This is a genomic window from Paraburkholderia sp. BL6669N2 (assembly GCF_003387275.1).
GTDB lineage: Bacteria > Pseudomonadota > Gammaproteobacteria > Burkholderiales > Burkholderiaceae > Paraburkholderia.
In genome coordinates, this window is record NZ_QUNA01000002.1 from 808,151 (window position 1) to 830,832 (window position 22,682).

22 protein-coding genes and 4 pseudogenes are annotated in these 22,682 nt (G+C 60.9%); 19 read left to right on the forward strand and 7 right to left on the reverse strand.

The window, feature by feature from the left end; translation table 11 throughout:
- Nucleotides 1-17 precede the first annotated feature (17 nt).
- From B0G80_RS26210 to B0G80_RS26235, 6 genes are all read left to right on the forward strand, one after another.
- Complete coding sequence (locus tag B0G80_RS26210) at nt 18-992, forward strand: PDR/VanB family oxidoreductase (protein ID WP_116120820.1); 975 nt, start codon at nt 18-20, stop codon at nt 990-992.
- A gap of 38 nt (nt 993-1,030) precedes the next feature.
- Nucleotides 1,031-2,350, forward strand: a complete 1,320-nt coding sequence (locus tag B0G80_RS26215; protein ID WP_116120822.1) for a Rieske 2Fe-2S domain-containing protein — start codon at nt 1,031-1,033, stop codon at nt 2,348-2,350.
- A complete protein-coding gene (locus B0G80_RS26220) occupies nt 2,350-3,573 on the forward strand; it encodes a Gfo/Idh/MocA family protein (protein ID WP_116120824.1) in 1,224 nt (407 codons plus the stop codon). The genes B0G80_RS26215 and B0G80_RS26220 overlap by 1 nt, the downstream gene beginning before the upstream one ends.
- Entirely contained in the window at nt 3,573-4,565 is a 993-nt protein-coding gene (locus B0G80_RS26225; RefSeq protein ID WP_116120826.1) for an ABC transporter substrate-binding protein, read from the forward strand. The genes B0G80_RS26220 and B0G80_RS26225 overlap by 1 nt, the downstream gene beginning before the upstream one ends.
- A gap of 118 nt (nt 4,566-4,683) precedes the next feature.
- Entirely contained in the window at nt 4,684-5,751 is a 1,068-nt protein-coding gene (locus B0G80_RS26230; protein WP_116120828.1) for a porin, read from the forward strand.
- Between the two features lie 85 nt (nt 5,752-5,836).
- A complete protein-coding gene (locus B0G80_RS26235) occupies nt 5,837-6,025 on the forward strand; it encodes a hypothetical protein (protein ID WP_116120830.1) in 189 nt (62 codons plus the stop codon).
- A gap of 223 nt (nt 6,026-6,248) precedes the next feature.
- Here B0G80_RS26235 and B0G80_RS26240 read toward each other — a convergent pair.
- Nucleotides 6,249-6,703: pseudogene (locus B0G80_RS26240) on the reverse strand (LysR substrate-binding domain-containing protein); the annotation flags it as partial.
- Between the two features lie 150 nt (nt 6,704-6,853).
- Between B0G80_RS26240 and B0G80_RS26245 the strand changes: the two are divergent.
- From B0G80_RS26245 to B0G80_RS26255, 4 genes are all read left to right on the forward strand, one after another.
- On the forward strand, nt 6,854-7,231 hold the full coding sequence (locus B0G80_RS26245; RefSeq protein ID WP_116120831.1) for a hypothetical protein: 378 nt from the start codon (nt 6,854-6,856) through the stop codon (nt 7,229-7,231).
- A gap of 303 nt (nt 7,232-7,534) precedes the next feature.
- A complete protein-coding gene (locus B0G80_RS26250) occupies nt 7,535-8,497 on the forward strand; it encodes an oxidoreductase (RefSeq protein WP_258879039.1) in 963 nt (320 codons plus the stop codon).
- Between the two features lie 211 nt (nt 8,498-8,708).
- Nucleotides 8,709-8,897, forward strand: a complete 189-nt coding sequence (locus B0G80_RS45395; RefSeq protein WP_147309916.1) for a hypothetical protein — start codon at nt 8,709-8,711, stop codon at nt 8,895-8,897.
- Nucleotides 8,898-9,040: 143 nt separating this feature from the next.
- A complete protein-coding gene (locus B0G80_RS26255) occupies nt 9,041-9,628 on the forward strand; it encodes an SDR family NAD(P)-dependent oxidoreductase (protein ID WP_258879040.1) in 588 nt (195 codons plus the stop codon).
- Nucleotides 9,629-9,786: 158 nt separating this feature from the next.
- On the opposite strand, the pseudogene B0G80_RS46080 reads toward B0G80_RS26255, so the two are convergent.
- Nucleotides 9,787-9,915 (reverse strand): annotated as a pseudogene (locus B0G80_RS46080) (Tn3 family transposase); the annotation flags it as partial.
- Between the two features lie 129 nt (nt 9,916-10,044).
- Between B0G80_RS46080 and B0G80_RS47235 the strand changes: the two are divergent.
- A pseudogene (locus B0G80_RS47235) lies at nt 10,045-10,209 on the forward strand (integrase); the annotation flags it as partial.
- Here the strand turns inward: B0G80_RS47235 and B0G80_RS26270 are convergent.
- The 4 genes and pseudogenes from B0G80_RS26270 to B0G80_RS26285 all read right to left on the reverse strand — a co-directional run.
- Nucleotides 10,203-10,352, reverse strand: a pseudogene (locus tag B0G80_RS26270) (peroxiredoxin); the annotation flags it as partial. The pseudogenes B0G80_RS47235 and B0G80_RS26270 sit on opposite strands and share 7 nt — an antisense overlap.
- 38 nt (nt 10,353-10,390) lie before the next feature.
- On the reverse strand, nt 10,391-11,422 hold the full coding sequence (locus tag B0G80_RS26275) for an alpha/beta fold hydrolase (protein ID WP_116120835.1): 1,032 nt from the start codon (nt 11,420-11,422) through the stop codon (nt 10,391-10,393).
- Between the two features lie 30 nt (nt 11,423-11,452).
- Nucleotides 11,453-12,454 (reverse strand): aldo/keto reductase, encoded by a 1,002-nt coding sequence (locus B0G80_RS26280; RefSeq protein WP_116120837.1) that lies wholly within the window; start codon nt 12,452-12,454, stop codon nt 11,453-11,455.
- A gap of 33 nt (nt 12,455-12,487) precedes the next feature.
- Nucleotides 12,488-13,465, reverse strand: a complete 978-nt coding sequence (locus B0G80_RS26285) for an oxidoreductase (protein ID WP_116120839.1) — start codon at nt 13,463-13,465, stop codon at nt 12,488-12,490.
- 153 nt (nt 13,466-13,618) lie between these two features.
- Between B0G80_RS26285 and B0G80_RS26290 the strand changes: the two genes are divergently transcribed.
- The 4 genes from B0G80_RS26290 to B0G80_RS26305 all read left to right on the forward strand — a co-directional run bounded on the left by B0G80_RS26290 (nt 13,619) and on the right by B0G80_RS26305 (nt 18,033).
- A complete protein-coding gene (locus B0G80_RS26290; RefSeq protein ID WP_116120841.1) occupies nt 13,619-14,527 on the forward strand; it encodes an AraC family transcriptional regulator in 909 nt (302 codons plus the stop codon).
- 405 nt (nt 14,528-14,932) lie between these two features.
- Entirely contained in the window at nt 14,933-15,892 is a 960-nt protein-coding gene (locus tag B0G80_RS26295) for a GlxA family transcriptional regulator (RefSeq protein WP_116120843.1), read from the forward strand.
- Between the two features lie 123 nt (nt 15,893-16,015).
- Nucleotides 16,016-16,660 (forward strand): response regulator transcription factor, encoded by a 645-nt coding sequence (locus B0G80_RS26300; protein WP_116120845.1) that lies wholly within the window; start codon nt 16,016-16,018, stop codon nt 16,658-16,660.
- Nucleotides 16,661-16,791: 131 nt separating this feature from the next.
- Nucleotides 16,792-18,033, forward strand: coding sequence for an MFS transporter (locus B0G80_RS26305; RefSeq protein ID WP_181920075.1), 1,242 nt, complete (start codon nt 16,792-16,794; stop codon nt 18,031-18,033).
- Here B0G80_RS26305 and B0G80_RS26310 read toward each other — a convergent pair.
- Nucleotides 18,022-19,281 carry a sensor histidine kinase gene (locus B0G80_RS26310; protein WP_116120849.1) on the reverse strand — a complete coding sequence of 420 codons (1,260 nt, stop codon included), beginning with the start codon at nt 19,279-19,281 and terminating at the stop codon, nt 18,022-18,024. The genes B0G80_RS26305 and B0G80_RS26310 overlap by 12 nt on opposite strands.
- A 329-nt stretch (nt 19,282-19,610) precedes the next feature.
- On the opposite strand from B0G80_RS26310, the gene B0G80_RS26315 reads away from it, so the two are divergent.
- The 4 genes from B0G80_RS26315 (at nt 19,611) to B0G80_RS26330 (ending at nt 22,650) form a co-directional block, all read left to right on the forward strand.
- Complete coding sequence (locus tag B0G80_RS26315; protein WP_116120851.1) at nt 19,611-20,585, forward strand: LysR family transcriptional regulator; 975 nt, start codon at nt 19,611-19,613, stop codon at nt 20,583-20,585.
- A 63-nt stretch (nt 20,586-20,648) separates the two neighbouring features.
- Complete coding sequence (locus B0G80_RS26320) at nt 20,649-21,095, forward strand: DUF3331 domain-containing protein (protein WP_116120853.1); 447 nt, start codon at nt 20,649-20,651, stop codon at nt 21,093-21,095.
- 179 nt (nt 21,096-21,274) lie between these two features.
- Complete coding sequence (locus B0G80_RS26325) at nt 21,275-21,643, forward strand: response regulator transcription factor (protein WP_116120854.1); 369 nt, start codon at nt 21,275-21,277, stop codon at nt 21,641-21,643.
- Nucleotides 21,644-21,729: 86 nt separating this feature from the next.
- The gene (locus B0G80_RS26330) at nt 21,730-22,650 is read left to right on the forward strand and encodes an alpha/beta fold hydrolase (RefSeq protein ID WP_258879041.1); all 921 of its coding nucleotides are present in this window, start codon (nt 21,730-21,732) and stop codon (nt 22,648-22,650) included.
- Nucleotides 22,651-22,682 lie beyond the last annotated feature (32 nt).

The following is a 22,682-nucleotide window of genomic DNA, read 5'->3' on the forward strand; positions in this document are numbered from 1 at the left end:
CAGGCAAGGAGCAGCAGATGAGCAACACCGAAGACCATCAGCCGAAGTTCGCGAAGCTTGTTGTCGCAGGCAAGCGGAACGTCGCGGACGGTATTGTCAGTTTCGAACTGCGCGATCCGGAAGGGTGCGAATTGCCGACGTTCACGGCGGGCGCACACGTTACGGTGCGTGTGCCGAGCGGCGCGAATCGTAATTACTCATTGAGCAACGACCCGGCCGAACGCGACCGCTATGTAATCGCGGTAAAGCGCGACGCGGCTGGACGCGGCGGTTCGATCAGCATGACCGACGATGTCGCCGAGGGCGATCTGATTGAGGTTTCCGAACCGCGCAACGAGTTCGAGTTGAACGACCGCGCACGCAGCTATGTGTTCGTTGCGGGAGGCATCGGCATCACGCCGATCCTGTCGATGATGCGTCATCTGAAAGCCACCGACGGTCCGCGTTTCAAGCTCTATTACCTTTCGCGCAGCCCCGAGATGACCGCGTTCATCGACGAACTGGCCGGTCCCGAATGGAAGTCGCACGTGGTCGTGCATCACGACCTCGGCGACACCGCGAACGCATTCGATTTCTGGCCCGTGTTCGAGAAACCGGGCAGCGGTACGCACGTTTACTGCTGCGGACCGCGCGCGCTGATGGATTGCGTGCGGGACATGACGGGCCACTGGCCGCAAGGCAGCGTGCACTTCGAGAGCTTCGGTGTCGATGCAGCGTTGAGCGCGCAAAACGAAGCCTTCGCGGTGAAGCTCGCACGCTCGGGTCAATGCTTCGATATTCCGGTGGACCGGTCAATTCTCGAAGTGCTGCGCGACAACGGCATTCGCGCACCTAGTTCGTGCGAGAGCGGCACCTGCGGTTCGTGCCGCACGACGCTGTGTGCTGGCGAAGCCGACCATCGCGACATGGTGCTAGGTGAAGACGAAAAGGCGTCGCAGATCATGATCTGCGTGTCAAGGGCGAAAGGCGGTGAACTGGTGCTCGATCTCTGAGCGCGCTGTTGCCGTAGACAAGTCAGGAGAGTCGAGAGATGCTTACGATCGAAGAAAATGAATTGCTTTGCCGCGTGGAAGGTGATGCGGCGATGGGTCAGATGATGCGTCGTCACTGGACGCCGGTTTGCCTGATCGAAGAAGTCAGCGAGCCGGACGGCGCACCCGTCAAGGCGCGTGTGTTTGGCGAAGACCTCGTGGTGTTCCGCGACACCGACGGCAATGTCGGCGTGATGGACGAGTATTGCCCGCACCGCCGCGTGTCGCTCGTCTATGGGCGTAATGAGGACTGTGGCCTACGCTGTCTGTATCACGGCTGGAAGATGGACGTGAAGGGCAACATCGTCGAAATGGTGTCCGAGCCGGCGGCAAGTGACATGGCGAAGAAGGTCAGGCACAAGGCATACGAAACGAAGGAATGGGGTGGGTTCGTGTGGGCGTACATGGGACCGCAGGACGCGATTCCAGCGTTCGTGCCGCCCGCTTGGGCGCCGACAGCCGACACGCGCGTGAGTATTGCAAAAGCAATATTGCCTTGCAACTGGGCGCAAGTGCTGGAAGGCGCAATCGATTCTGCACACAGTTCGAGCCTGCACTCCTCGGACTTCGTGCCGGCGCGGGTTGGCGGTGCAGAAGCCACGTCGAAGAACTGGCTCCGTCCGTCGACGGACAAGGCGCCGCGCATGCAGGTGCATCGCACCAGCTACGGCTTTCGCTACGCTGCGCTGCGCCGGCCGATCCAGAACGCGGCGACGCACGATTACGTGCGCTCGACAGTGTTCGTCGCACCGGCGACCGCGTTGATTCCGCCGAACAACCTGTACAACGTCGCGAACATCAACGTGCCATGCGACGACACGCATACCGCGTTCTACTTCATCGCATGGGGCGATCCTGCGATGACGCCGGAGACGGAAACATGGCGCAAGTTCCTCGGCCAACGCGTGGGTGTCGATCTCGACGAGCAGTACCGGCCGCTGCGAAATATGGAAAACCACTTCTGGCAGGACCGCGAAGCGATGAAAGCGGGAAACTTTACCGGCATCATGGGCTTTCCAAATCAGGACATCGCAATGTGGGTGACGATGGGTCCAATCGCGAATCGCTCGGACGAGCGGCTCGGTGCGAGCGACGTCGCGGTCGTCGAATTCCGTCGGGTGATGCTCGATGCAGTAAAAGCGTTCCAGGCGGGCGACACGGCGATCGGTACTGAGGACAAGGCGATTCCGCGTGACATATGTTCCTTTCAGTCGGTCGTACCAAAAGAAACCGACTGGCGTCAGTTCGCGGCGCAGCCTGTTCGCGCTGTCCGCGGGCGTGAGTTGGAACTCGAATCGAACTACCAGGTTAAGGCGTGATGGAGCCCGTACGGATAGGCGTCGCGGGACTGGGCCGCGCATTCTCGTTGATGTTACCGACCTTCCTCGCGGACGTGCGTGTCAAACTCGCGGGCGCGTGTGATCCGCGCGCCTCGGCGTGCGCGCAGTTTGCGGCGGACTTCGATGCGCCGACGTTCAGCAGCATCGACGAACTCGCTGCGATGGCGGACCTTGATGCGATCTATATCGCGAGTCCGCATCAGTTTCACGCGGCGCATACGCAGATCTCAGCGCGGCGCGGGAAGCACGTTCTGGTTGAAAAACCGATGGCACTGTCGCTTGCCGAGTGTGACGCGATGATCGAAGTGTGTCGCGATGCCAACGTGCATTTGATCGTCGGACATTGCCATAGCTTCGACACACCGTATCTGCGCACGCGAGACATGATTGGATCCGGCGCATACGGTCCGGTGCGGATGATTCACGCGTTGAACTATACCGACTACCTGTTTCGGCCGCGACGCCCTGAAGAATTGTCGACGGCAGAAGGCGGCGGCGCGATCTTCAGTCAGGCCGCACATCAGGTGGACGTCGTGCGGCTGCTGGCGGGTAGTCGGGCGACGCGCGTTCGTGCGGCGGTTGGCAACTGGGATACGACCCGCCCCACCGAAGGAGCGTATAGCGCAACGCTGTGGTTCGAGAGCGGCGCTTTCGCGACGCTTTCGTACAACGGTTACGCGCACTTCGATTCGGACGAGTGGACAGGCTGGACCGGTGAAATGGGACAGGCTAAGCGGCCTGACGATTACGGCAGCGCGCGGCGCAGACTGTCGGCCGTCCGTTCTTCCGACGAAGAAGCGCGCCTGAAAGCGGCGGGTACGTATGGGGGTAGTGCGTACAGGCCGCCGCTACGCGACGAGGACGATGTTCGCCAGCATCAGCACTTCGGGCCGGTGATCGTGTCGTGCGAACGAGGCGATCTGCGGCCGCTGCCAGACAGCATCATCGTGTATGGCGACGAGTTGCGCGAACGGATCGCGCTCGATACGCCGACGGTGCCGCGCAGCGAAGTGATCGACGAGCTGGTCGCAGCCGTGCAGGACGGCGTAGCGCCGCTGCATGATGGACGATGGGCACGCGGCACGCTGGAAATCTGCATCGCAATGCTGCGATCGGGTGAAGAACAACGCGACGTCCTTATCGAAGACTCAGCGATGCCTGCGATGTCGCAATCGAACCATCAGGTTAACGAGGAGAAGTGATGAGCAAGCTGAATCTGTCTGTGGCGGTGGGAAACTACGACCGCATGCGTCCGCTCGTGGATGGCGAGGTCCAGATCGATGGCGTCGATCCGGTCTTCATGTTGCAGGATCCGGAGGAGATTTTTTTCCGTGCGTTTCGTCACGCAGATTATGACATCTGTGAGTTGTCGCTGAGCAGCTATAGCGTGAAGACAGCGGCCGGCACAAGCCCGTACATTGCCGTGCCGGTGTTTCCGTCGCGTGCGTTTCGCCATACATCCATCTATGTACGCGACGATCGCGGCATCGATTCGCCGGCCGATCTGAAGGGAAAGCGGATCGGGGTGCCCGAGTATCAGTTGACGGCCAACGTCTGGGCGCGACTATTTCTCGAAGAAGATCATGGCGTGAAGGCGTCGGATGTGACGTGGGTGCGCGGTGGTTACGACGAGGCGGGCCGCAAGGAGAAGATCTCGCTGAATCTGCCCGCGGACGTGCGCTTGGAAAATGCGCCCGACCACGCGACGATCTCCGGGCTCCTCGCGTCCGGCGAAATCGACGCGGTGATTGGGCCGCGCGCGCCGTCGTGTTTCAGTAACGGCAATCCGCGCATCAAATACTTATATGACGATCCGCAGAAAGCCGCTGCGGATTGGTATCGACGCACGAAGCTGTTTCCGATCATGCATCTGCTCGGCGTGCGACGGACGCTCGCAGAGCAGCATCCGTGGCTGCCAGGCGCAATTGCCAAAGCTTTCGAACGTTCGAAACACGTGGCGCTTGCAAAACTGAGCGACACATCGGCGACGAAGGTGACGCTGCCGTTCGTGGAAGAACAGTTGCGCGCGGCGCGTCAACTGCTTGGGGACGATTTCTGGTCCTACGGTTTCGATACAAACCGCCACGTGCTGGACCGCTTCCTTGCGCGCCATCACGCGGAAGGCTTGTCGTGCCGCAGGCTCGAGCCCCAGGAATTGTTCCATCCGGCGACGCTGGAGAGCTTCAAGATCTGACGAAGGCTTCGACGCTTTCCGCGCGAGGGCGTGGATGGCGTCGAAGTTCCGGCCAGGAAACACGCGCGACGTTGGTTTAGCGCATCCGGAATAATACGGTATCCTTAAAATAAAAATCATGAAAAGCTTCTTGGTTGGCCCGCTCATTGCTGGCATGGGTCTGGTTGCATCGACGAGCGTGCATGCGCAGAGTTCGGTAACGTTATACGGCATTCTCGATGTCGGCATCGAGTACGCGAATCATGTCGTTGCGCAGGGCGGACTATCCTCGTCGGCGGTGCGCATGCAGTCGGGCAATCTCGCAGGATCCCGTTGGGGCTTGAAGGGTAGCGAAGACCTTGGAGGTGGCTACAAGGCGGTCTTTACCCTCGAGAGCGGATTCAACCTGAACAATGGAACGCTCGGACAGGGCGGGCGACTTTTTGGTCGCAAGGCGTTCGTCGGGATCTCGACGCCGTACGGCACGGTGACGTTGGGTCGGCATCAGAATCTCTTGTATGAGTTGATGTACAAATATGACCCACTGACACTGAATCCCAGTTATTCGGCGCAGTCACTTGACAGTCAACTGGTGAATCGTGCGGACAATTCGATTCGCTACGGCGTCAATGTAGCCTGCTTCACATTCGCGGCCCTCTATAGCACTGGCTTCGACTCGACGATCCCGAACGGCGCGAACGTTCCGGGCGCGACGAAAGTGGGCCGCGAAATGAGTGCGGCTCTGCTGTACGACCACGGTCCGCTAAGTGCAGGCGTTACGTACGATCAGATTCAAGGCACGTCGATCGCAACGCAAAACAATACGCAAAGTCGCGCACTTTTTGGTGGCTCGTACGACTTCGGTCCGGTGAAAGCGCTCGTGGGCGTGCGCTGGCTCAACGTCAGCAATACGTCAACGCCGGTTAGTTCGATGCTGTATTGGGGCGGCGTTAATTATCGCGTGACCGCGCCATTTGTGATTTCTGCGAGCGTGTATCACAGCCAGTATCGCAATCCGCACGGCGGACCGACCATGGGCGTCCTGCTTGCGGATTATGCGTTGTCTAAGCGCACGGAGTTGTACGCTGAGGGCGCCTACGTGAATAACCGCTCGTTCTCAACGGTCGGCGTACGCGGAGCAGGCAACGACGTCGCGCCCGGTGCCGATCAGACAGGCGTGACGGTTGGCATCCGTCATACGTTCTGACGTTGCCAAATAGGCTGATAATTCGAAAATACGGTGCCGACCATGTGACGGGTTCATTGTCCGCGTTGTTGCTTTCGGAAAGTCTATGCGAGCACGCGCCGGCTTGCCGGTGACCGCCGCGCTGGAGGCGATCATCGACAAGCCGGAGTCGGACGCACTGCAGAGTTGCGTGCCGTTCAGGTGCGCGGCGCCTTTGCGGTCACCGGACATCCGCGCCGCTGCGGCGGCCGGCAAGCCCTCGGCGTGTGCCCTCATTGCTCCATCGGCGGAATAGTTGGATAGAGTCCCTCGAATGTCCATTCGAGAGCCAGCAACTATGACGTCTTGTTCGGCTTGCGTAAGTTCGCGCTCCAGCGATAGCTGACCTTCAGTTATGCGAATGGGTGGCTTGCAATTCTCTCTTCGCCAGCTCACTAGCCATAAGCGACCGAATCGAAACCGCGCACGTCGCAGGCGCGGCAAGTGAAGCGTAGTTGCGCACGACATGGCGGCGACTTTTATCCTTCATGTGGGGCTGCGGGCGGGCCTCCCCCTAGCTGCACCCGCAAAAACTCGATGAACCGCTGTGTTTTCGCAGGCAGCAACCGCGTCTCGGTAATCGCATAGAAGGGAACCGATGGCGCTTGCCACATTGGCATCACCCGGCGCAACAGGCCTGCAGAGACGTCATCGGCCGCGATTTCCTCTGGTAGTACAGCGATACCGAGATCAAGTGTCGCCAGTCGCCGGATCATACCGACGCTGTTGAGCAGAAACCGGCCACCTACTGCAACCTCTACCGTTTCTTTTCCTTCTGGAGCTTCCACCCATTGACCTCGGCGGGGTTGAGGCGCAAGCACTCGTGTTGCACGACCGTCGTTGGCTCGCCTGGCAAGCCGAAGCGTTCGATATAGCGGGGCGATGCGTAGAGGTATCGCGGCAAACGAGCAAGCCGTCGCGCAATCGGATTCGAACCGTCTATCGCTCACGCGAAGAGGCTGATGGCGGCACATCTCGCGAATGAATGCTCGCGGTAGGGTGACGCGGCCGACGGAAAGAGGAAGCTCTATATGGATCGCGACGAAGCTCGGGTATTGATGGCCGGCCGTTGGGCGAGCAGTGAATGAAATTCCCCTCGCGCTCGTGTAAGCCAACCTACCTCAAGATCGATCCCGAGCCGGCGAACGAGGTTGAAGTACAAAGCGATACGGCGTCCCTCATTCTGCGCGGCGAGAGGGCAAGCGGGCAGGACAGCTTTTTGTGGCAAGTGATTCGCCATCGAATTGCGGAACGTCTCTCCAAATGGATAATCCGTTCTTGTCTCACCTGTAGAGGTTTGAAAGCATTTCTCAAGATGCATGCTCTGTTTTTCGAGATGCATCCTGGTGGAGTTGAGCCCAGCCCTCATCCCGCAGAGAGCCTTCAGACCCAACTCGCGAGCATCTATTCAATGCACCCCGGAGCCAGCGTCACCCGTCAGCCGTTCGTCTCAAGGCGCTAACTTCGCCACCTCGCCCGGGTTCTCAAGACTATCCCACAGTCCCGGGGTATCCCGTGGCCGCTGCTGTTTTTAACCGACCAGCCACGCGGCAGTCCTTCTCGAGGACTGCACCCAGTATACGATGGCAAAGATGGATGATTTCTGCACTTTGTGTATCCACTCGAAAATCTTAATGCTCCTGAGCGACAAATTTTGTCAAAAATTTTTCGAACTGAATTCGATGTCAAACGGGATATTGACGATGCTGGCGTCGTCTGCTGAACGGGCGGGTAGTGCCAGTGGTAGGCTGGATTCTCAATCACGATGCAAAAAGAAAAGGCCTACATGAAAGGAACCTGGACGCCGACCGACATCCCTCAGCTGGACGGCAAACGAATTCTGGTCACTGGAGCAAACAGCGGCATCGGCTACCACGCCGCGTTGGTGCTCGCGCAAAGGGGGGCGCATGTGATCCTGGCATGCCGGGACCTGCGTCGCGGAGAAGCGGCATTAGGCCGTCTAAAGACCAATGCGGCCGGCGCTAGTGCCGAGCTGGCAGCGTTGGACCTCGCATCTCTTGAATCGATTCGGGATTTTGCGCGTCGCCAGCTTGACGAGCAGCGTCCGCTTCATACGCTTATCAACAACGCAGGAGTAATGGCACCGCCAAAGAGGCTCGAAACCGCTGACGGGTTCGAACTTCAATTTGGTACCAACGTGCTCGGACATTTTGCTTTGACAGGCTTGTTGATGCCGCTGCTGGAAAGCTCCGACGCGGCTGAACGCCCGCGTGTTGTGACGGTTGCGTCTATTGCTCACAAACGTGGACGCCTCAATTTCGACGACCTCCAGTCCACACGACACTATTCGCCGATGAAGTCGTATCAGCAATCAAAGCTCGCCGATCTGATGTTCGCGCTCGACCTTGACCGTCGGTTGCGAGCGAGCGGCTCGCGTGTGATGTCGGTCGCCGTCCATCCGGGCGTCGCAAATACCAACTTGTTTCGTGCCGGAGAGCGCTCTGCGGTCGATAGCGCCATGCGCGCCGTGGCAAGCCATCTGATCGGCGCGCTCCTGAATAGTGACGACGCCGGCGCCTTGCCGACTCTGTATGCGGCGACATCGCCGGACGTGACTGGCGGCGGCTACTACGGTCCGACCGGTTGGATGGAGATGCGCGGCGACCGTGTGGGAAATGCTGCGATTGCGTCGCAAGCACAAGACCGGGCATCTGCGCGACGCTTGTGGGAAGTATGCGAAACACTCACGGAAGTTCGATTCCCGTAGCGCGTAAGCTGTCGCGCCAGGGAGACACAAGGATAATCCTGACCGCGATGCGCAACGCGCGGCTGCGCGGCCAACTATTGCTCCCGGGCCGGAGGAGGCGAAGCTCGGGATTCGGAAAAGGCGCGCCTCTCGCAAACACTAAGGGGAGTCAGGCTGAATATGGCCGCTCACTTTGGGGAAGGTCATTTGGGTTCTGGGATCTGGCGTCGGTTTGGCTAGCTATCTGCGGCACCATCGCGGCGGTGAGTGGCTTGCTCGCCATGGCGAACGAGCAATTATGGAGGGGGTGCTTTGGCGTTGGCACGAAATGCTGAAGGCAGACCTGATCGATGCAGAGGCTGCTCTTCGCAAGCGCGAGGCCGGCAGCGACGGTTTAGAAAATTTTGGGCAACCAGGATAGCAGTACACTCGAGTCGAGTAGGTTCCGCCGTTCACCTCAGCGTTTGAGCGGTTGACCGGAATGGCGAGTGTGGGCTCCGGCTACTCGATTCTTAGTCGTAAATCGATACCGCACGCTACACGAAAATGAAACGGAGACGAATCATGGATTTGAGACTGCGCGGGAAAGTTGCGGTGCTTACGGGCGCAAGTGTCGGCATTGGACTGGCGGTCGCGGAAGGGTTTGCAGCCGAAGGCGTGAATCTCGTCCTGGCTGCCCGACAACGCGAACGGCTCGAAAAGGTTGCCGTTGACATTGCTGCGCGTCACGGCGTGCGCGTCGTACCGGTTGCGTGCGATGTGGGGACGACGGAAGGCGTCGACGCCCTGGTCGGCGCGGCGATCCAAGAGTTTAACGGCGCAGACATCCTGTTCAACAACGCAGGCACCGGCAGCAACGAGACACTTATGGAAGCGCCAGACGAGAAATGGCAGGCCTACTGGGAGTTGCATGTGATGGCCGCGGTGCGACTCGCGCGTGGAATCGTGCCGGCGATGAAGCAGCGAGGCGGCGGAGCGATCCTGCACAACGCCTCGATCTGTGCGGCGCAGCCACTAGGTTACGAGCCAATTTATAACGTGACCAAAGCCGCGCTGATGATGTTTTCAAAGAATCTCGCGAACGAGGTTGTAAAAGACAATATTCGCGTCAACACGGTAAGGCGGCGACCGACGATTCGTCGGACGAGCTAGCTCCATTTTCAAGTGCTGTGTGCAGCGGCTCAGATTCGATGATTCGATGGCCATCCCGGCTGACGATGACTTCGGTTCGAGCGATGTCACCCCGTGCTTCTCGCCGAGACAGAGCTTCAGCAATGTGTCATCACGCCCAAGAGGGATGCTGCCTGGTTCCAGCCGAGCGGCGCGACGTGCGAGATCAGGCTGTCGCCGATTTCGCGCTGCTGCCATAAGGCGGCAATCGACCGCTCCAGGTACACCGTGTTCCACAGCGTAATCGCTGCCACCACCAGATTCAGGCCACAGCCGGCGCAAAAGGTCCATATGGATGTCGATGTAGTTCCCGTGCACGGACATCGCCCCTTGATACTCAAGTCCAGGCCCGATCGTCTTCATCCGTGCCTTCCGGATCACAGGCTCAGGGCGCGTGAGGTGAACTGACCGTTGAGCAGGCCCGTGCGCTGGCGCAAGAATGGCTGACCGAGGTGCGCCGGGGCGGCGACCCCAGCGCCGCCAAGGCAACCGTCCGCGCTGCCCCCACGGTCAAGGAGTTGTGCGTCACATTCATGGAGGATTACTCCAGACAGCGAAGCAAGTCCGGGTTGGTGCTGGCACCCGGGCTGCCCGGAGGCGACAGCTTGATGTCGAGCTGACCGTCGGCACTGCGCGCTGCGCCGTCGCGACCGCCCGTGGGGTGGGTCTTGCCGGTGTAGAGAACCTTGTCGGTCTCGGTAATCATGGGAATGCTCCTTCGGGTTGGGGTTGCCGGGATTGTTCTCAAAGCCTGTCGGCGTCGATGACGGCCTTGGCGAATTGCTCGGGTGCTTCCTGCGGCGGGTTATGGCCGACGCCGCCCTTGAACAGCCGGTGCTCGTACTTGCCGGTGAAGCGCTTGGCATAGGCCGCCGGGTCGGGATGCGGGGCGCCGTTGGCGTCTCCCTCGATAGTGATCGTCGGCACGCCGATGCCCGGCAGGGCCGCGAGTTTCTTCTCCAGCGCGTCGAACCGCGACTCGCCCTGCACCAGGCCGAGCCGCCAGCGGTAGTTGTGGATCGAGACCGCGACGTGGTCGGGGTTGTCGAAGGCCGCCGCTGAGCGCGCGAAGGTGGCGTCGTCGAACTGCCACTGCGGCGAGGCCAGCTCCCAGATCAGGCGTGCGAAATCATGGGTGTACCTGGCATAGCCGGCCGCGCCCCGCTCGGTGGCGAAGTAGTACTGGTACCACCACTGCAATTCGGCCTTCGGCGGCAGCGGCGCCCGGTTCAGTTCCTGGCTGCCGATGAGATAGCCGCTGACCGATACCAGCGCCTTGCAGCGCTCCGGCCGCAGCGCCGCGATGATGTCGGCGGTGCGCGCGCCCCAGTCATAGGCGGCGAAGACGACCTTGTCGATCTTCAGCGCATCCATGAACGCGATGATGTCGACGGCCACCGCCGCCTGTTGGCCGTTGCGTGGCGTCTCGGCGGAGAGGAAGCGGGTGCTGCCGTAGCCGCGCAGATAGGGCACGATCACCCGGTACCCGGCCCTAGCCAGGATCGGCGCGACATCGACATAGCTGTGGATGTCATAGGGCCAGCCGTGCAGCAGCAGCACGGGCGGCCCGTCTGCCGGGCCATCCTCGGCATAGCCCACATCGAGCACGCCCGCCTTGATCTGCTTGAGGGCAGCGAACGAGGTGTGGCCACCATTGGGGTTGGTCGCCCGGGTCTGGGCGTTGGCAAGGCCCATCGCGCCGAACTGCGCCAGGGCGGCGCCGAGCGCCAAGGAACTGAGGACAGTGCGACGCGAGGAATCGATCTGTTTCGACATGGCTTGCTCCTGGTTGAAAAAAGGAATGTCCTAGTGGCCCAGCGTGGTCACCATTCCGGACGAATAGCGTTCGCCCGCTGCGGCGCCGAACGGGGCGGCCTCGTCGAGCGCGCGCAGTTCGTCCAGGGTCAGCGTGACAGCGGCAGCGGCGACGTTCTCTTCGAGATACCTGATGCGCCGCGTCCCGGGAATCGGCACCGTGCCGGCATGCATCGCCCAGGCGATGGCGAGCTGGGAGGGCTCAATGCCCTTGGCTGCGGCAATGCCCGCAATGCAGTCGATCAGCCGCAGGTTGGCTTGCAGGTTCTCGCCTTGGAAGCGCGGGTCGAAGCGGCGGAAGTCGGTCGGATGCAGTGTGTCCAGGTCCTTCAGCGTGCCGGTCAGGAAGCCCCGGCCGAGCGGCGAGCAGGAGATGAAGCCGATGCCCAGTTCCCTGACGGCTGCCAACACGCCGTTGCGCTCGGCGCCGCGCTCGAACAGTGAGTACTCCATCTGGACCGCAGTGAGCGGGTGCACGGCGTGGGCCCTGCCGATCGTTGCTGCCGATGCCTCGGAGAGGCCGATGTAGCGGATCTTGCCATCGTGGACGAGGCCGGCGAGCGCGCCGATGGTGACCTCGATCGGCGTCGCGGGGTCGATGCGATGCAGGTAGACGAGGTCGATGACATCGGTCTTCAGGCGCCGCAGCGAGCCTTCGACTGCCTGGCGGATATGGGTCGGGTCGCCAGTGACTATGGGCACGTCGCCGTGCATGGCAAGCCTGCCGTCGTCGGTGTACCGAAAGCCCACCTTGGTGGACAGCACGATCTGATTGCGCCGGCCCGCGAAGGCCTTGCCAAGCAACGCTTCGTTCATGAACGGGCCATAGGCCTCGGCCGTGTCGAAGAAGGTCACGCCGAGGTCGAGCGCCCGCCCGAGCGTGGCGAGGCTTTCCTGCTCGTCGCCCGGCCCGTAGGTGGTGCTCATGCCCATGCATCCCAGGCCTTGTGCGCTGACCGTCAGGCCCTGGTTTCCAAGTGACAGCGTTCTCATCTTGATGCTCCTAACTCTGTTTTCGTGGTGATCTCAGCCCGGCGTCGCGCCAGTCAGCTGTTCGCTGAGCTGCCACAGGCGGCCGGCGGCGACGGAGTCGATGGCGCGGGGCCGGACGCCATGCATCTCGGGGCTATCGTCGCTGGGCAGTGCGACCGCGATATCGCAGTCGGCGCAGTACACGCCACCCATGCCGGCCAGTTGCGGGCTCGTCGCGCACCACACTGAGGTGGCGGCGCCTTGTTCGGGCGACTTCTTGTTGTTCTCCGGATCAATGACCGGCTGGCCCTCTGCGTCGAAGATCTGGCTGGCCTCGATCTCGGACGGCAGCATGTGGCGCGCGAGCGGCGTGGCAATGCCACCGGGGTGGACGGCGAACGCGCGCACGTTCTGGCCGCGGCCGATCGAATCCAGTGCGACGGCAAACAGCGCGTTGGCGGTCTTGGACTGGCCGTAGGCCACCCAGCGGTCGTACTCGCGCCGCTCGAAATGCGGGTCGTGGAAATCGACACCGGCGCGGCGATGCCCATAGGAACTGAGCGCCACGACGCGCGCGCCGCCGCCCCGGACAAGGACCGGCCAGAGCCTGCAGGTGAGCTGAAAATGGCCGAGGTGGTTGGCCGCAAACTGCATCTCGTAGCCGCGGACATCGCGCGTCAGCGGCGCGGCCATGACGCCGGCGTTGTTGACGAGGATGTCGACCTTGTCCGTCAGCGCCAGCGCGCGGCTGGCGAAGCGGTCGATCGATGCCGGGTCGAGCAGATCCATCGCTTCGACGACGATGTCCGGCATGGCGGCCAGGGCCTCCTTCGCCTTGCCCGTGTCGCGGGCTGGTACGATGACCCGGGCGCCCGCGGAGCGGAACGCGCGGACGGTCTCGATGCCGATCCCTGAGGCGCCGCCAGTCACGATGACGGTCTTGCCGGTCAGATCGATGCCCTGGATGACCCCGGCAGCGGTCGATGCGGCGCCGAAGCCGGAAGCGATGGGTTTTTGCGGTGTGTGCGTCATGACGGATTCCTTGTTCAACTTCGCGTTTGGGGATGCCTCATTGAATCGCGGGGGGGGTTTGCCGCGGTAGCGCGATGCCGCCAACCTCTTGCACAATCCTCTCAATCAGTGTTTCCGGAGGGGCGCAATGCCCTGAGGCGTTTGGAGGCAGGCGTGGACCACCTGAATGAACTTCGCGCGTTGGTGGAGAGTCATGGCCAGGAAGGCCCGACCGAGACGGATGTCGATGGACTGACGCTCTATGTCGAAACGGATCTTTCGGTGACGACCTACGTGGTCCATAGGCCAGTCCTCGCGTTGATCCTGGGTGGGGCGAAGCGGACGGTGCTTGGCGGCCGGGTTTTCGACATCGAGCCGGGCGACTATGTGGCCGTCTCCGTGGACCTGCCGGCGACAGGGCAGGTCACCCAGCCGCCATACTCCGCCGTCACGCTGGACCTGGACCTGGGGCTCGTCGCGAGCCTGATCGAGGAGGAGTCCGCGACATCCCGGTGGGGCGCCGCTGCCGGCGTGGAGGTCAACCGCGCGGAGCCGGATCTTCTGGATGCGATGTGGAGGTTGGTCAGATTGCTTGACTCGCCGCAGGACATAGCCGTCCTTGCGCCCATGATCCGGCGCGAGGTGTTCTGGCGAATCCTGCAAAGCCCATGCGGCCCCATGGTCCGTCAGATTGCCCTGGGAGATAGCCGCCTCTCGCAGGTGAGCCGTGCCATCACATGGCTGCGCACCAATTTTGCCGAGACGATGCGGGTGGAGCGTCTGGCTGCGTTGGCGGGGATGAGCCCAGCGTCATTCCACCGCCATTTCAAGGCAGCGACTGCCATGAGTCCGCTTCAATACCAGAAGCAGATCCGTCTCCAGACGGCCCGTGCTCGCCTTCTGGCCCAGCAAGGAGATGTCGCAGGCGTCGGCTTCAGCGTGGGGTATGAAAGTCCGAGTCAATTCAGCCGCGAATATGCACGCCAGTTTGGTGTGCCGCCCGCGCGTGATGCGGCGCGCTTTCGCGAACCACAATCGGTCGGGCTGGCCAGCATCTTTGGCGCCAGCGAGATGTCGCCGTGAACTGCGCCGCAGGCGCTAAGCGGGTCCCACTTAGCCTGGGGCCCATCAGCGATCACTTCTTGACATAACACCTGGATCTCCACAGCGGGCCCCTGCTGTGGCTGCTTTTGAGCGCCGTGGTGACATTCGAAGAAACTAACTGAAGGACAGAAACGGGTCGGGTCCAGCCTAACGCATCAGGCAGTAGTCGGCCAAAATGCGACCCTCACACATACAAGTAGAATCGTCAACAATCGGCTGAGCGCACCCAAAGGCCTTTCAAAATGGCGAGGTGGATCGATGACGGTTTTCCTGTAGCATCACAGCCTACCCGGCAACCATGCTGCAGCCAAGGCAGCGTGTTTCCATTATTTTGTTTCTCAGCGTCGTCGACTCACTCATCGATCCTTTTCGCATGGGGCTTGTATGCGTCGCATCGGACTAGTCGTCGTCCCACAATTTCAAGTGGTGAGTCTGCTTGCATTGTCTGTGTTTGAAATCGCTAACCTTAGAGCGGGGCGAACTTTATATGAAGTAAACGTGATCTCCGAAGACGGAGGGCCAGTCGAAGCGTCGTTCGGCATGCAGGCGTCGACTAAACCAGCTCAGGCACTTGACTTTCACACTGTATTTGTAGGCGCCTCTCTTGCGACGCCGCCGCTTAGCGACCGCATGCGCGAGCTACTGCTGCATTTTTCGAACCGGACGGAGCGAATGGCGTCTATCTGCCTCGGCGCGTTCCTGCTAGCGGAGGCGGGCCTGCTCGACGGCCGGCGCGCGACCACGCACTGGGCTTTTGTCGACCGACTGAGAGACCGTTACCCGACGGTCTCGGTCGTGAAAGATTCTGTTTTCGTACGTGATGGCGCGCGCTGGAGTTCGGCTGGCATGACTACGGCCGTCGATATGGCGCTTGCGATGCTGGAGCAAGATTTCGGAGCCGATGCCGCACTGCAGGTAGCGAAAGACATGGTCCTCGAACGATGGCGACGTTCTGGATCGCAGCCGCAATCGTCCGTGCTGCTCGAGCATCCGGCGCGCACGAACCGGATCCATGAGGTGATCACACACGTACGCGCGAACCTCAGCGCGGACCTGGCCGTCGAGAAACTGGCGGACCTGGCCAAGATGAGCAAGCGTCAGTTCACGCGCCGCTTCAAGGACGAGACTGGGTTGTCCCCTGCTAAAGCGGTCGAGCGGATCCGGGTCGAAGCGGCCAGGGACCTGGTGACGAGTTCGTCCTGGACTATCGACACGATCGCCCGGGAGACCGGCTTCGCAGATCCCGAACGCATGCGACGATCGTTTGTCCGCATGTACGGGGAGCCACCGCAGGCGTTGCGGCGCCAAGTCCGGCCCGAGTCGGAGGTCACGGGCACCGACTGAAGCGCGTTGCAGCGTTTCCTTTCAGTCTCCACACAACATGGCACAAAAGGAGGGAACTGCGTCCTGCCACCAACTTTTTTAGTCAATACAATTCCTAGTTGACGATGATACTGGCGGGCGAAAATGTTAGACGCGGAAGAAAACATCGATGCTATTCCCGTCGTGTACGTAGTCGACGACGATCCGGCGATGCGCGCGTCGCTCGACACACTTTTGCGTTCCGTTGGGCTGCGCGTGGTGGCATTTCCCAGCACCGCCGAGTTCCGGACAGCTGACCGGGAAGATGTCGCAAGCTGCCTGCTGCTTGACGTTCGCCTGCGCGGCGAGAGCGGCCTGGTATTCCAGCAGCAGACTGAGAGCCGTCCACCCATCCCAATCGTCTTCATGACAGGATTTGCCGACGTGCAAGTATGTCGTGCGGCTATGAAGGGCGGCGCGGTCGATTTTCTGGTCAAACCTTTCGCGGACCAGGAACTGATCGACGCCGTCAACTCGGCTTTATCCTCCGACGACAAGCGTCGAACCCGAAACAACGTGCGCGACCAGCTTCAACAATCCTTCGCCCTTCTGACGCGCCGCGAGCGCGAGGTGCTCTCGTATGTAATAAGCGGAGCGCTGAACAAGCAGATTGCTTCCTACCTCGGGCTTAGCGTGATTACCATCAAACTGCATCGCGCTTCTGTGATGCGCAAGATGAAGGCTTCTTCGCTTGCCGATCTGGTTCGGAAATCCGAGGCGATCGGCGTGCAAATGCCGGTTACGCAATAGACACCGTTACATAGAAGAACCCGAGTATGGATATTCACCCGCAAAGCGTGCATGTGCAATTCGGCAAATTAGGAGAGGCGTCGTCTGCAGTCGCTGGCTCCAGTCTCGACAGAATGCAGATATGGGCTCTCGTGGCCGCGAACACTTTCGAGTTCTTTGACTTCTTCATGTACACGACGCTCGCCGCTTATATCGGGCGCGCGTATTTCCCTCCTGGAGCATCAATAAATAGCGCCTTACTGCCCTTCGTCATTTTTGCAGTCGGCTATCTGTCGCGGCCGGTGGGCGGCATTGTCATCGGGCGCTATGCCGATACGCGCGGGCGCAAGCCTGCAATGTTGCTGACTGGAACGCTCATCACGCTCGGCGCGATCGGAATCGCCCTCACGCCGGCGTACGAAACGATCGGCGTATCGGCCGCATTTCTGATCCTTGCGTTCCGCATGCTTCAGGGCCTGGCAATCGGCGGAGAAATGGGGTCGTCGAGCGCACTATTGATCGAGCGCAGTCAGGCGGGGAAAACTGGGCTTTACGGTGGCTATCAGATGGCGGGACAAGGCATCGCGATGATGGCCGCTGGTGCCTGCGGGCTAGCACTTTTCATCGCGCTACCGGCATCGCTGCTTCTCGACTGGGGCTGGCGCCTGCCATTCGCATTGGGCGCAGTCCTCGTCCCGGTTCAACTGTTCTTGCGCAAATCGATCCGCGAGTCCGCCACAATCGTCAAACCTACAGCTATCAACAAGATAGCTGCACGCGATTGCGGTATGCCGCTGGTCCTTTCCTCGCTGTTGATCCTGGGGGGCACGGTACCGACTTACATCGTGATCTACGTCACGAGCTTCGGCCTGAGTGGACCGGCACCTTCCGCAACAGCGTCGTTTGTCACGACCGGCGTCACGGGTGCTGTCACGGTGGCGGCGTCGATAGCGGGCGGCGCGCTTGCGGACGTCGTTGGCTTGAATACCGTGATCATTGCATCTCGCGCTGCAACCGCGCTCGTCGTTTATCCCGCTTTCGCCATGGCCGTCTCGCATCATTCGGAGACCGTATCGATGCTTATGATTACGTTGATTGCGGGCCTGTCCGCGCTCGGTGGAGGTCCAACGATCGCGTTGATCCTACAGAAGTTCAGGCCTGATCACCGTGCAACCGGCCTGTCTCTCGCCTATGCGACAGGGGTCGGACTTTTTGGCGGCACGGCGCCGCTCGTCGCATCCACTTTGACCCGCTGGACCGGCAACCCGCTCGCAAGCGCATGGTATGTGATGGCTGCAGCGACTTGCGCCGTGATTGCACAACTTCTGCTGGCGAAGTGGCGGAGCTATCCGTTGCAGCCGTCGCAGGAGCCGGAGCGCGTGTCAACCGGTTAGCTGTGAAGAGCCGGAACAGGTCGGCAATGTAAAGCCGAAGCAGGTGCCCGAGCCAGGCTCACTATGTGCCCAGATGTGCCCGCCATGCGCCTCGACTATGGAGCGCGCGACAGGCAGGCCCATGCCCATGCCGTCGGCCTTGGTCGTGAAGAAGGGCTGGAAAAGTGCATCGATCCGGGCCGGGTCGATGCCCGGGCCGCTATCGCGCACCTCAAAAACGATTTCATTCGCGCCCGCCTTGACGGTTACCGCGAGTGTACGTCCGCTGGATGGGCCCGAATCGATTGCGTGAATTCCGTTCAATAGCAGGTTCGCAAGCACCTGCTGGATTTGGAGCGGGTCGGCGAACACGTGGACCTGGGGATCGGCATCACTGACGACACGTATCTCTTTTGCGTTTGCCTCGGGTGATATCAGGAACAGCGCGGCATTCACCGATTCCACCGCCGGGAATAGTACCGATTGCACGGGCACCTTTCCGACAAAGCCGCGAATCTTACGGCAGATCTCGCTTGCGTCACGCGCCCAGCGCGCGGCATCTCGGATTGCAGCGACAGCTTCCCCGACATCTGGCGTATCGCGCGTAAGCCAGCGCAACGAAGCATCGGCGGAAGCACGGGTGGCCGACAATGGCTGACTGATCTCATGAAGGATCGACGCCGATACTTCACCGAACAGCGATACGCGGGAGGCTCGCGCCATTTCTGCGCGCATAGCCTCGAGCCTATCGCTATTTTCCTTTTGCTCGGTGACGTCGAACGCATAGAAGTGAAGCCGCCGATAGCCTTCCTCGTCTTTTGGAAGTGAGCAGCGCCAGACAATCGGCACGGTGCGCCCAGCGAATGTGACCAGCGTGCGTTCGCCCTGACATGCAGTCTTATTTTCGAACATGGCACGAAACACCGCGCTGTTGCTGATCCGGTCGGCCGGCAACAGAACCTTGACACGTTCGAAGAACTGGTCCCTCGATTGCGCTTCGAAGAGACTGACCACCGCATCGTTGGCGTCGACGAACGAGTGCAGCGCACGCAGTTGCGACACGGCTTCGGGATGTTCGTCGAAATAGCTGTCGATACTCGTGATGCCCGATGCCTGCAGATTCTTGATGGCCCGATAGATGCGCGACCAGTCCTCTATCAGGATGGGAATAGGCGCTGACAGAAACAGATTGTCTTCTGCGGGCCGAACAGGTTCGGGGTGACCGCAACGGGTGACATCGTGTGCCGGTAGTGGGCGCGTTGTGTTCATAAGAAACCTGGTGCCTGGCGCAGTGCTGGTGGTGAAAACATGAAGGTCCAACTGACGGGCCGGAGTATCTATCCGTCATTCGATATAGCGACAACTATACCCTAGGGCGGGTGTCCTGCCTGGTCACTAACTACTGCGAATTTGGGCGGCACAAAGGCCGGTTGCGTGTTGTTCCGCTGACGCAACGTACGGTGAAGTAAGCCGCGGGCGCTGTTCCAAGCTAAACCTTGGTATAGCAAGCGGTCGACTACGGGCTGATAGAGCGAGAGGCATGGTTGCACTAGACTTTAATCCAACAGTGAATCAGTCGAGCAACCGTGGAGATCAGCATGGACCGAGTTCTACACGCGATGTCAGTATTTACGTATGTCGTCCGTCGGGGCAGCTTCACCGCCGCGGCGGACTCGCTCGGTATTACGGCGGCGTCTGCCAGCACGCTCGTCCGGCAACTCGAAGAACGGCTCGATGTGATGTTATTGCAGCGCTCGACGAGGTCCATGTCGCTGACCGCCGAAGGATCGCAGTACTACAAGCACTGCGTGGCCATTCTGAGCGAGATGCGTGAGATGGAAGAGCATTTGAGCGGCGCCAGCCGCCTTGTGCGCGGCCGCTTGTCCGTTGAAGTCGATCAGGAAGCAGGCTCAGTGCTGCTGCCGACACTCGCGGAATTCAGATCCCTGCACATGCAGCTCGACCTGCGCATTGAAGTGGGGGGCGAAGGCGAGCGGCTAATCGACCAGGGAATCGATTGCGCGATGGTAATCGGCCACCTTCGTGATTCGTCGCTGCAGTGCAAACGAGTGGGATCTTACCAGGCGGTCACCGTGGCGAGTCCCGCTTACCTCAGGAAGAACGGTGTGCCACGTCAGGTCGCGAACCTGCATGACCACGAATTCGTGCACTACGCGCCAAGACGCTCCGGCTGCGCTCGACATCCACGCTTCAATGGCGAAGCAGGAACTCAAACGCTCAGACTCGCTGCGCGTACGGTTGTCGGCGACGTGCAGACGGTCGTCAACTACGCGACGCGCGGACTTGGGCTTGCGCAGGTCGGCTTGCCGCTGGTCAGCCGGCTGATCGCTGCGGGCGAGCTGGTCGAACTGCTGGCATATGCCCGGCCGGCGGTGCTGCCGATCGTAGCTATCTATCCGCAGCGGCGGCATGTGTCGATGTCTTTGCGCGCATTCATTGAATGGGCCACGAGCCGGTTCGAAACAGATTTGCCCACGCGTTCGCAGCAGGCTTCCATTGACGCGAACGAATGGAATCCTTCGCGCGAGATCGGGCATGCGGCGGCTGCCTGACTCGCGCGGAGCAATCCGGGTCGGCGCGACTCGGTGCTTCTCTCGACGCTATACGAGGTGCGAATGACGCAAGCAACACATGGTGAGGAAGACGTGATCGAAAGCACCCTAATGCGCCTGCTCGATCCATCGCGGACGACGGGGATAGGCCAGACCACGATGGAACGGCTTCGCGCCAGCGACGCACGCACAGGCATGACGCTGGCGGGCGCGGCGCGGGACGACACGGGCCGTTTCGCCGTGCGGGTCCAGGTCGTCGAGGTCTTATCCAGCTCGACGGTCAGCTTGCGTTGGAGCGACCCGCTTTCCGGGCATATGGGGGAGCAGCTGTGGCACTGCGTGACCGCGCGCAGGCGATCCTTTTGCGCATTGACAGGCGCACCGGTCAAACGGGGCGATCGCGTCTACCAGCCGCGAGTGCGCGGAAGGAACGTGCCCTGTAACTCGGATCAGATGATCCACGCAGTGGCTATTCGCGCGTTACCTGGCGCCTCGTCCGCTGGCGAGTAACCCGCATCCGGGCGCTGTGGGATGACGCAATCAAGGCCCCCGGAGAGCGACTGCCTCGACGGGGCGACGCAACCATACCCGAGGATGGTTGTGGTTAAAAGGGCTCTACAGATAGTCTGCTGGGCACAAGTGCGCTTTAAGACTCGGACCCGCGAGCTTGGCGTCACTAGAGAGAATTCGTGGCCTATAAGACTGTTTGCATTATTGACGACGAGCTGTCGGTCAGGCGGTCGCTGGAATCGCTCGTCCGTTCGATGGGAGGCGAGGCGCGCGTGTACAAATCCGCCGAGGCGTTTCTGGCAAATGGCCGCGAAGCGCCGTTCGATTGCGTCGTGTGCGATATCCAGATGAGCGCCATGACCGGCATTGAACTGCTTGCACGGTTACGCGCCGACGCTTGCGAAGCGCCTTTTATCTTCGTGACGGGATATGTCACTGCGCGCAGCCGGCAGGAAGCCTTTAACCACGGCGCGTTGTGCGTGCTTGAGAAGCCGCTGGATCCCGAAGAGCTCGCGCAATGGATCGACAAAGCACTGACCACCAGGTGACCTGCCTGGCGTAGCGGTGGTTCGAAACAGGCAGGATACCGAGTGGTTTAGACACTGCGGCGTGCAGAGCAGATGATGTTCTTCGATTGACCAACATCAGCAAATATCGATTTCACAGTTCGTTCAGAAGGGACACAAAATCTATGGCTAATGTATCGCCGGGCAGTAGAGCGCAGACTCAGTTCATCGAAGTGGAGGGCCGGCGTCTTGCCTATCGCAGGTTCGGTAGCGGAATGCCGCTCGTGCTTTGCGTGCGCTTTCGCGGAACGATGGACTCATGGGATCCGCTGTTTCTCGACAGTCTCGTCGCTCGGGGTTTTGAAGTTACGATTTTCGATTACAGCGGCCTCGGACAGTCCACTGGCGAGCGTACCTACAGCCCGGCATCGCTCGCGAAGGACGCAATCGATCTTATTGTCGCGCTGAGGCTCGGCAAAGTAGTAATCGGTGGATGGTCGGTCGGTGGCATGGCCGCCCAGATCGTCATGGCCAAGGCGCCTGAACTGGTCAGCCACGCGGTGCTCATCGCCACCACGCCGCCGGGGCCGCTCGTCAAGCCGGGTGAGGCGATCTTCTACGCGATGGCCAGGCGCGAGAACGACTTCGAGGATTTCGTCGCACTGTTCTTCGAACCGGCATCCCCCACTAGCCGTGCAGCGGCCGCACGATCGGCGCAACGGCTTGCCGAACGCACGAGCGATGTCAGCCCCGCAGTGCCGTTCGAGTGGGCAGCACAACAACTCGGCGACGCCCCGAAGAACCCCGTGTTCCCCGCAGATGCAGTTCTGCAGGCCCTGAAATCCACTTCGATTCCCGTGCTTCATCTCGGCGCGGATCATGACATCGTATTTCCGGTTGAGAACTGGTACGCACTGAACGGCCAGCTTCCGACCTTGCATCTCGTGACGTTGCCGCGCACCGGGCACGGGCCTCAGCTCGAGTATCCCGAGGCATCGGCCAGTCATATCGCCTCATTTGTTCGAGCCCACGCGCAGGCCAATGCCTGATCGCGTGTTTCTATCTCCGTGAGTTTTTAATT

Excerpts from the sequence above, each read along its gene's own strand:
- B0G80_RS26210 (WP_116120820.1), top strand. The coding sequence starts at position 18 with ATGAGCAACACCGAAGACCATCAGCCGAAGTTCGCGAAGCTTGTTGTC.
- B0G80_RS26215 (WP_116120822.1), top strand. The coding sequence starts at position 1,031 with ATGCTTACGATCGAAGAAAATGAATTGCTTTGCCGCGTGGAAGGTGAT.
- B0G80_RS26220 (WP_116120824.1), top strand. The coding sequence starts at position 2,350 with ATGGAGCCCGTACGGATAGGCGTCGCGGGACTGGGCCGCGCATTCTCG.
- B0G80_RS26225 (WP_116120826.1), top strand. The coding sequence starts at position 3,573 with ATGAGCAAGCTGAATCTGTCTGTGGCGGTGGGAAACTACGACCGCATG.
- B0G80_RS26230 (WP_116120828.1), top strand. The coding sequence starts at position 4,684 with ATGAAAAGCTTCTTGGTTGGCCCGCTCATTGCTGGCATGGGTCTGGTT.
- B0G80_RS26235 (WP_116120830.1), top strand. The coding sequence starts at position 5,837 with ATGCGAGCACGCGCCGGCTTGCCGGTGACCGCCGCGCTGGAGGCGATC.
- B0G80_RS26245 (WP_116120831.1), top strand. The coding sequence starts at position 6,854 with ATGAAATTCCCCTCGCGCTCGTGTAAGCCAACCTACCTCAAGATCGAT.
- B0G80_RS26250 (WP_258879039.1), top strand. The coding sequence starts at position 7,535 with ATGCAAAAAGAAAAGGCCTACATGAAAGGAACCTGGACGCCGACCGAC.
- B0G80_RS26255 (WP_258879040.1), top strand. The coding sequence starts at position 9,041 with ATGGATTTGAGACTGCGCGGGAAAGTTGCGGTGCTTACGGGCGCAAGT.
- B0G80_RS26275 (WP_116120835.1), bottom strand. The coding sequence starts at position 11,422 with ATGTCGAAACAGATCGATTCCTCGCGTCGCACTGTCCTCAGTTCCTTG.
- B0G80_RS26280 (WP_116120837.1), bottom strand. The coding sequence starts at position 12,454 with ATGAGAACGCTGTCACTTGGAAACCAGGGCCTGACGGTCAGCGCACAA.
- B0G80_RS26285 (WP_116120839.1), bottom strand. The coding sequence starts at position 13,465 with ATGACGCACACACCGCAAAAACCCATCGCTTCCGGCTTCGGCGCCGCA.
- B0G80_RS26295 (WP_116120843.1), top strand. The coding sequence starts at position 14,933 with ATGCGTCGCATCGGACTAGTCGTCGTCCCACAATTTCAAGTGGTGAGT.
- B0G80_RS26300 (WP_116120845.1), top strand. The coding sequence starts at position 16,016 with ATGTTAGACGCGGAAGAAAACATCGATGCTATTCCCGTCGTGTACGTA.
- B0G80_RS26310 (WP_116120849.1), bottom strand. The coding sequence starts at position 19,281 with ATGAACACAACGCGCCCACTACCGGCACACGATGTCACCCGTTGCGGT.
- B0G80_RS26315 (WP_116120851.1), top strand. The coding sequence starts at position 19,611 with ATGGACCGAGTTCTACACGCGATGTCAGTATTTACGTATGTCGTCCGT.
- B0G80_RS26320 (WP_116120853.1), top strand. The coding sequence starts at position 20,649 with ATGACGCAAGCAACACATGGTGAGGAAGACGTGATCGAAAGCACCCTA.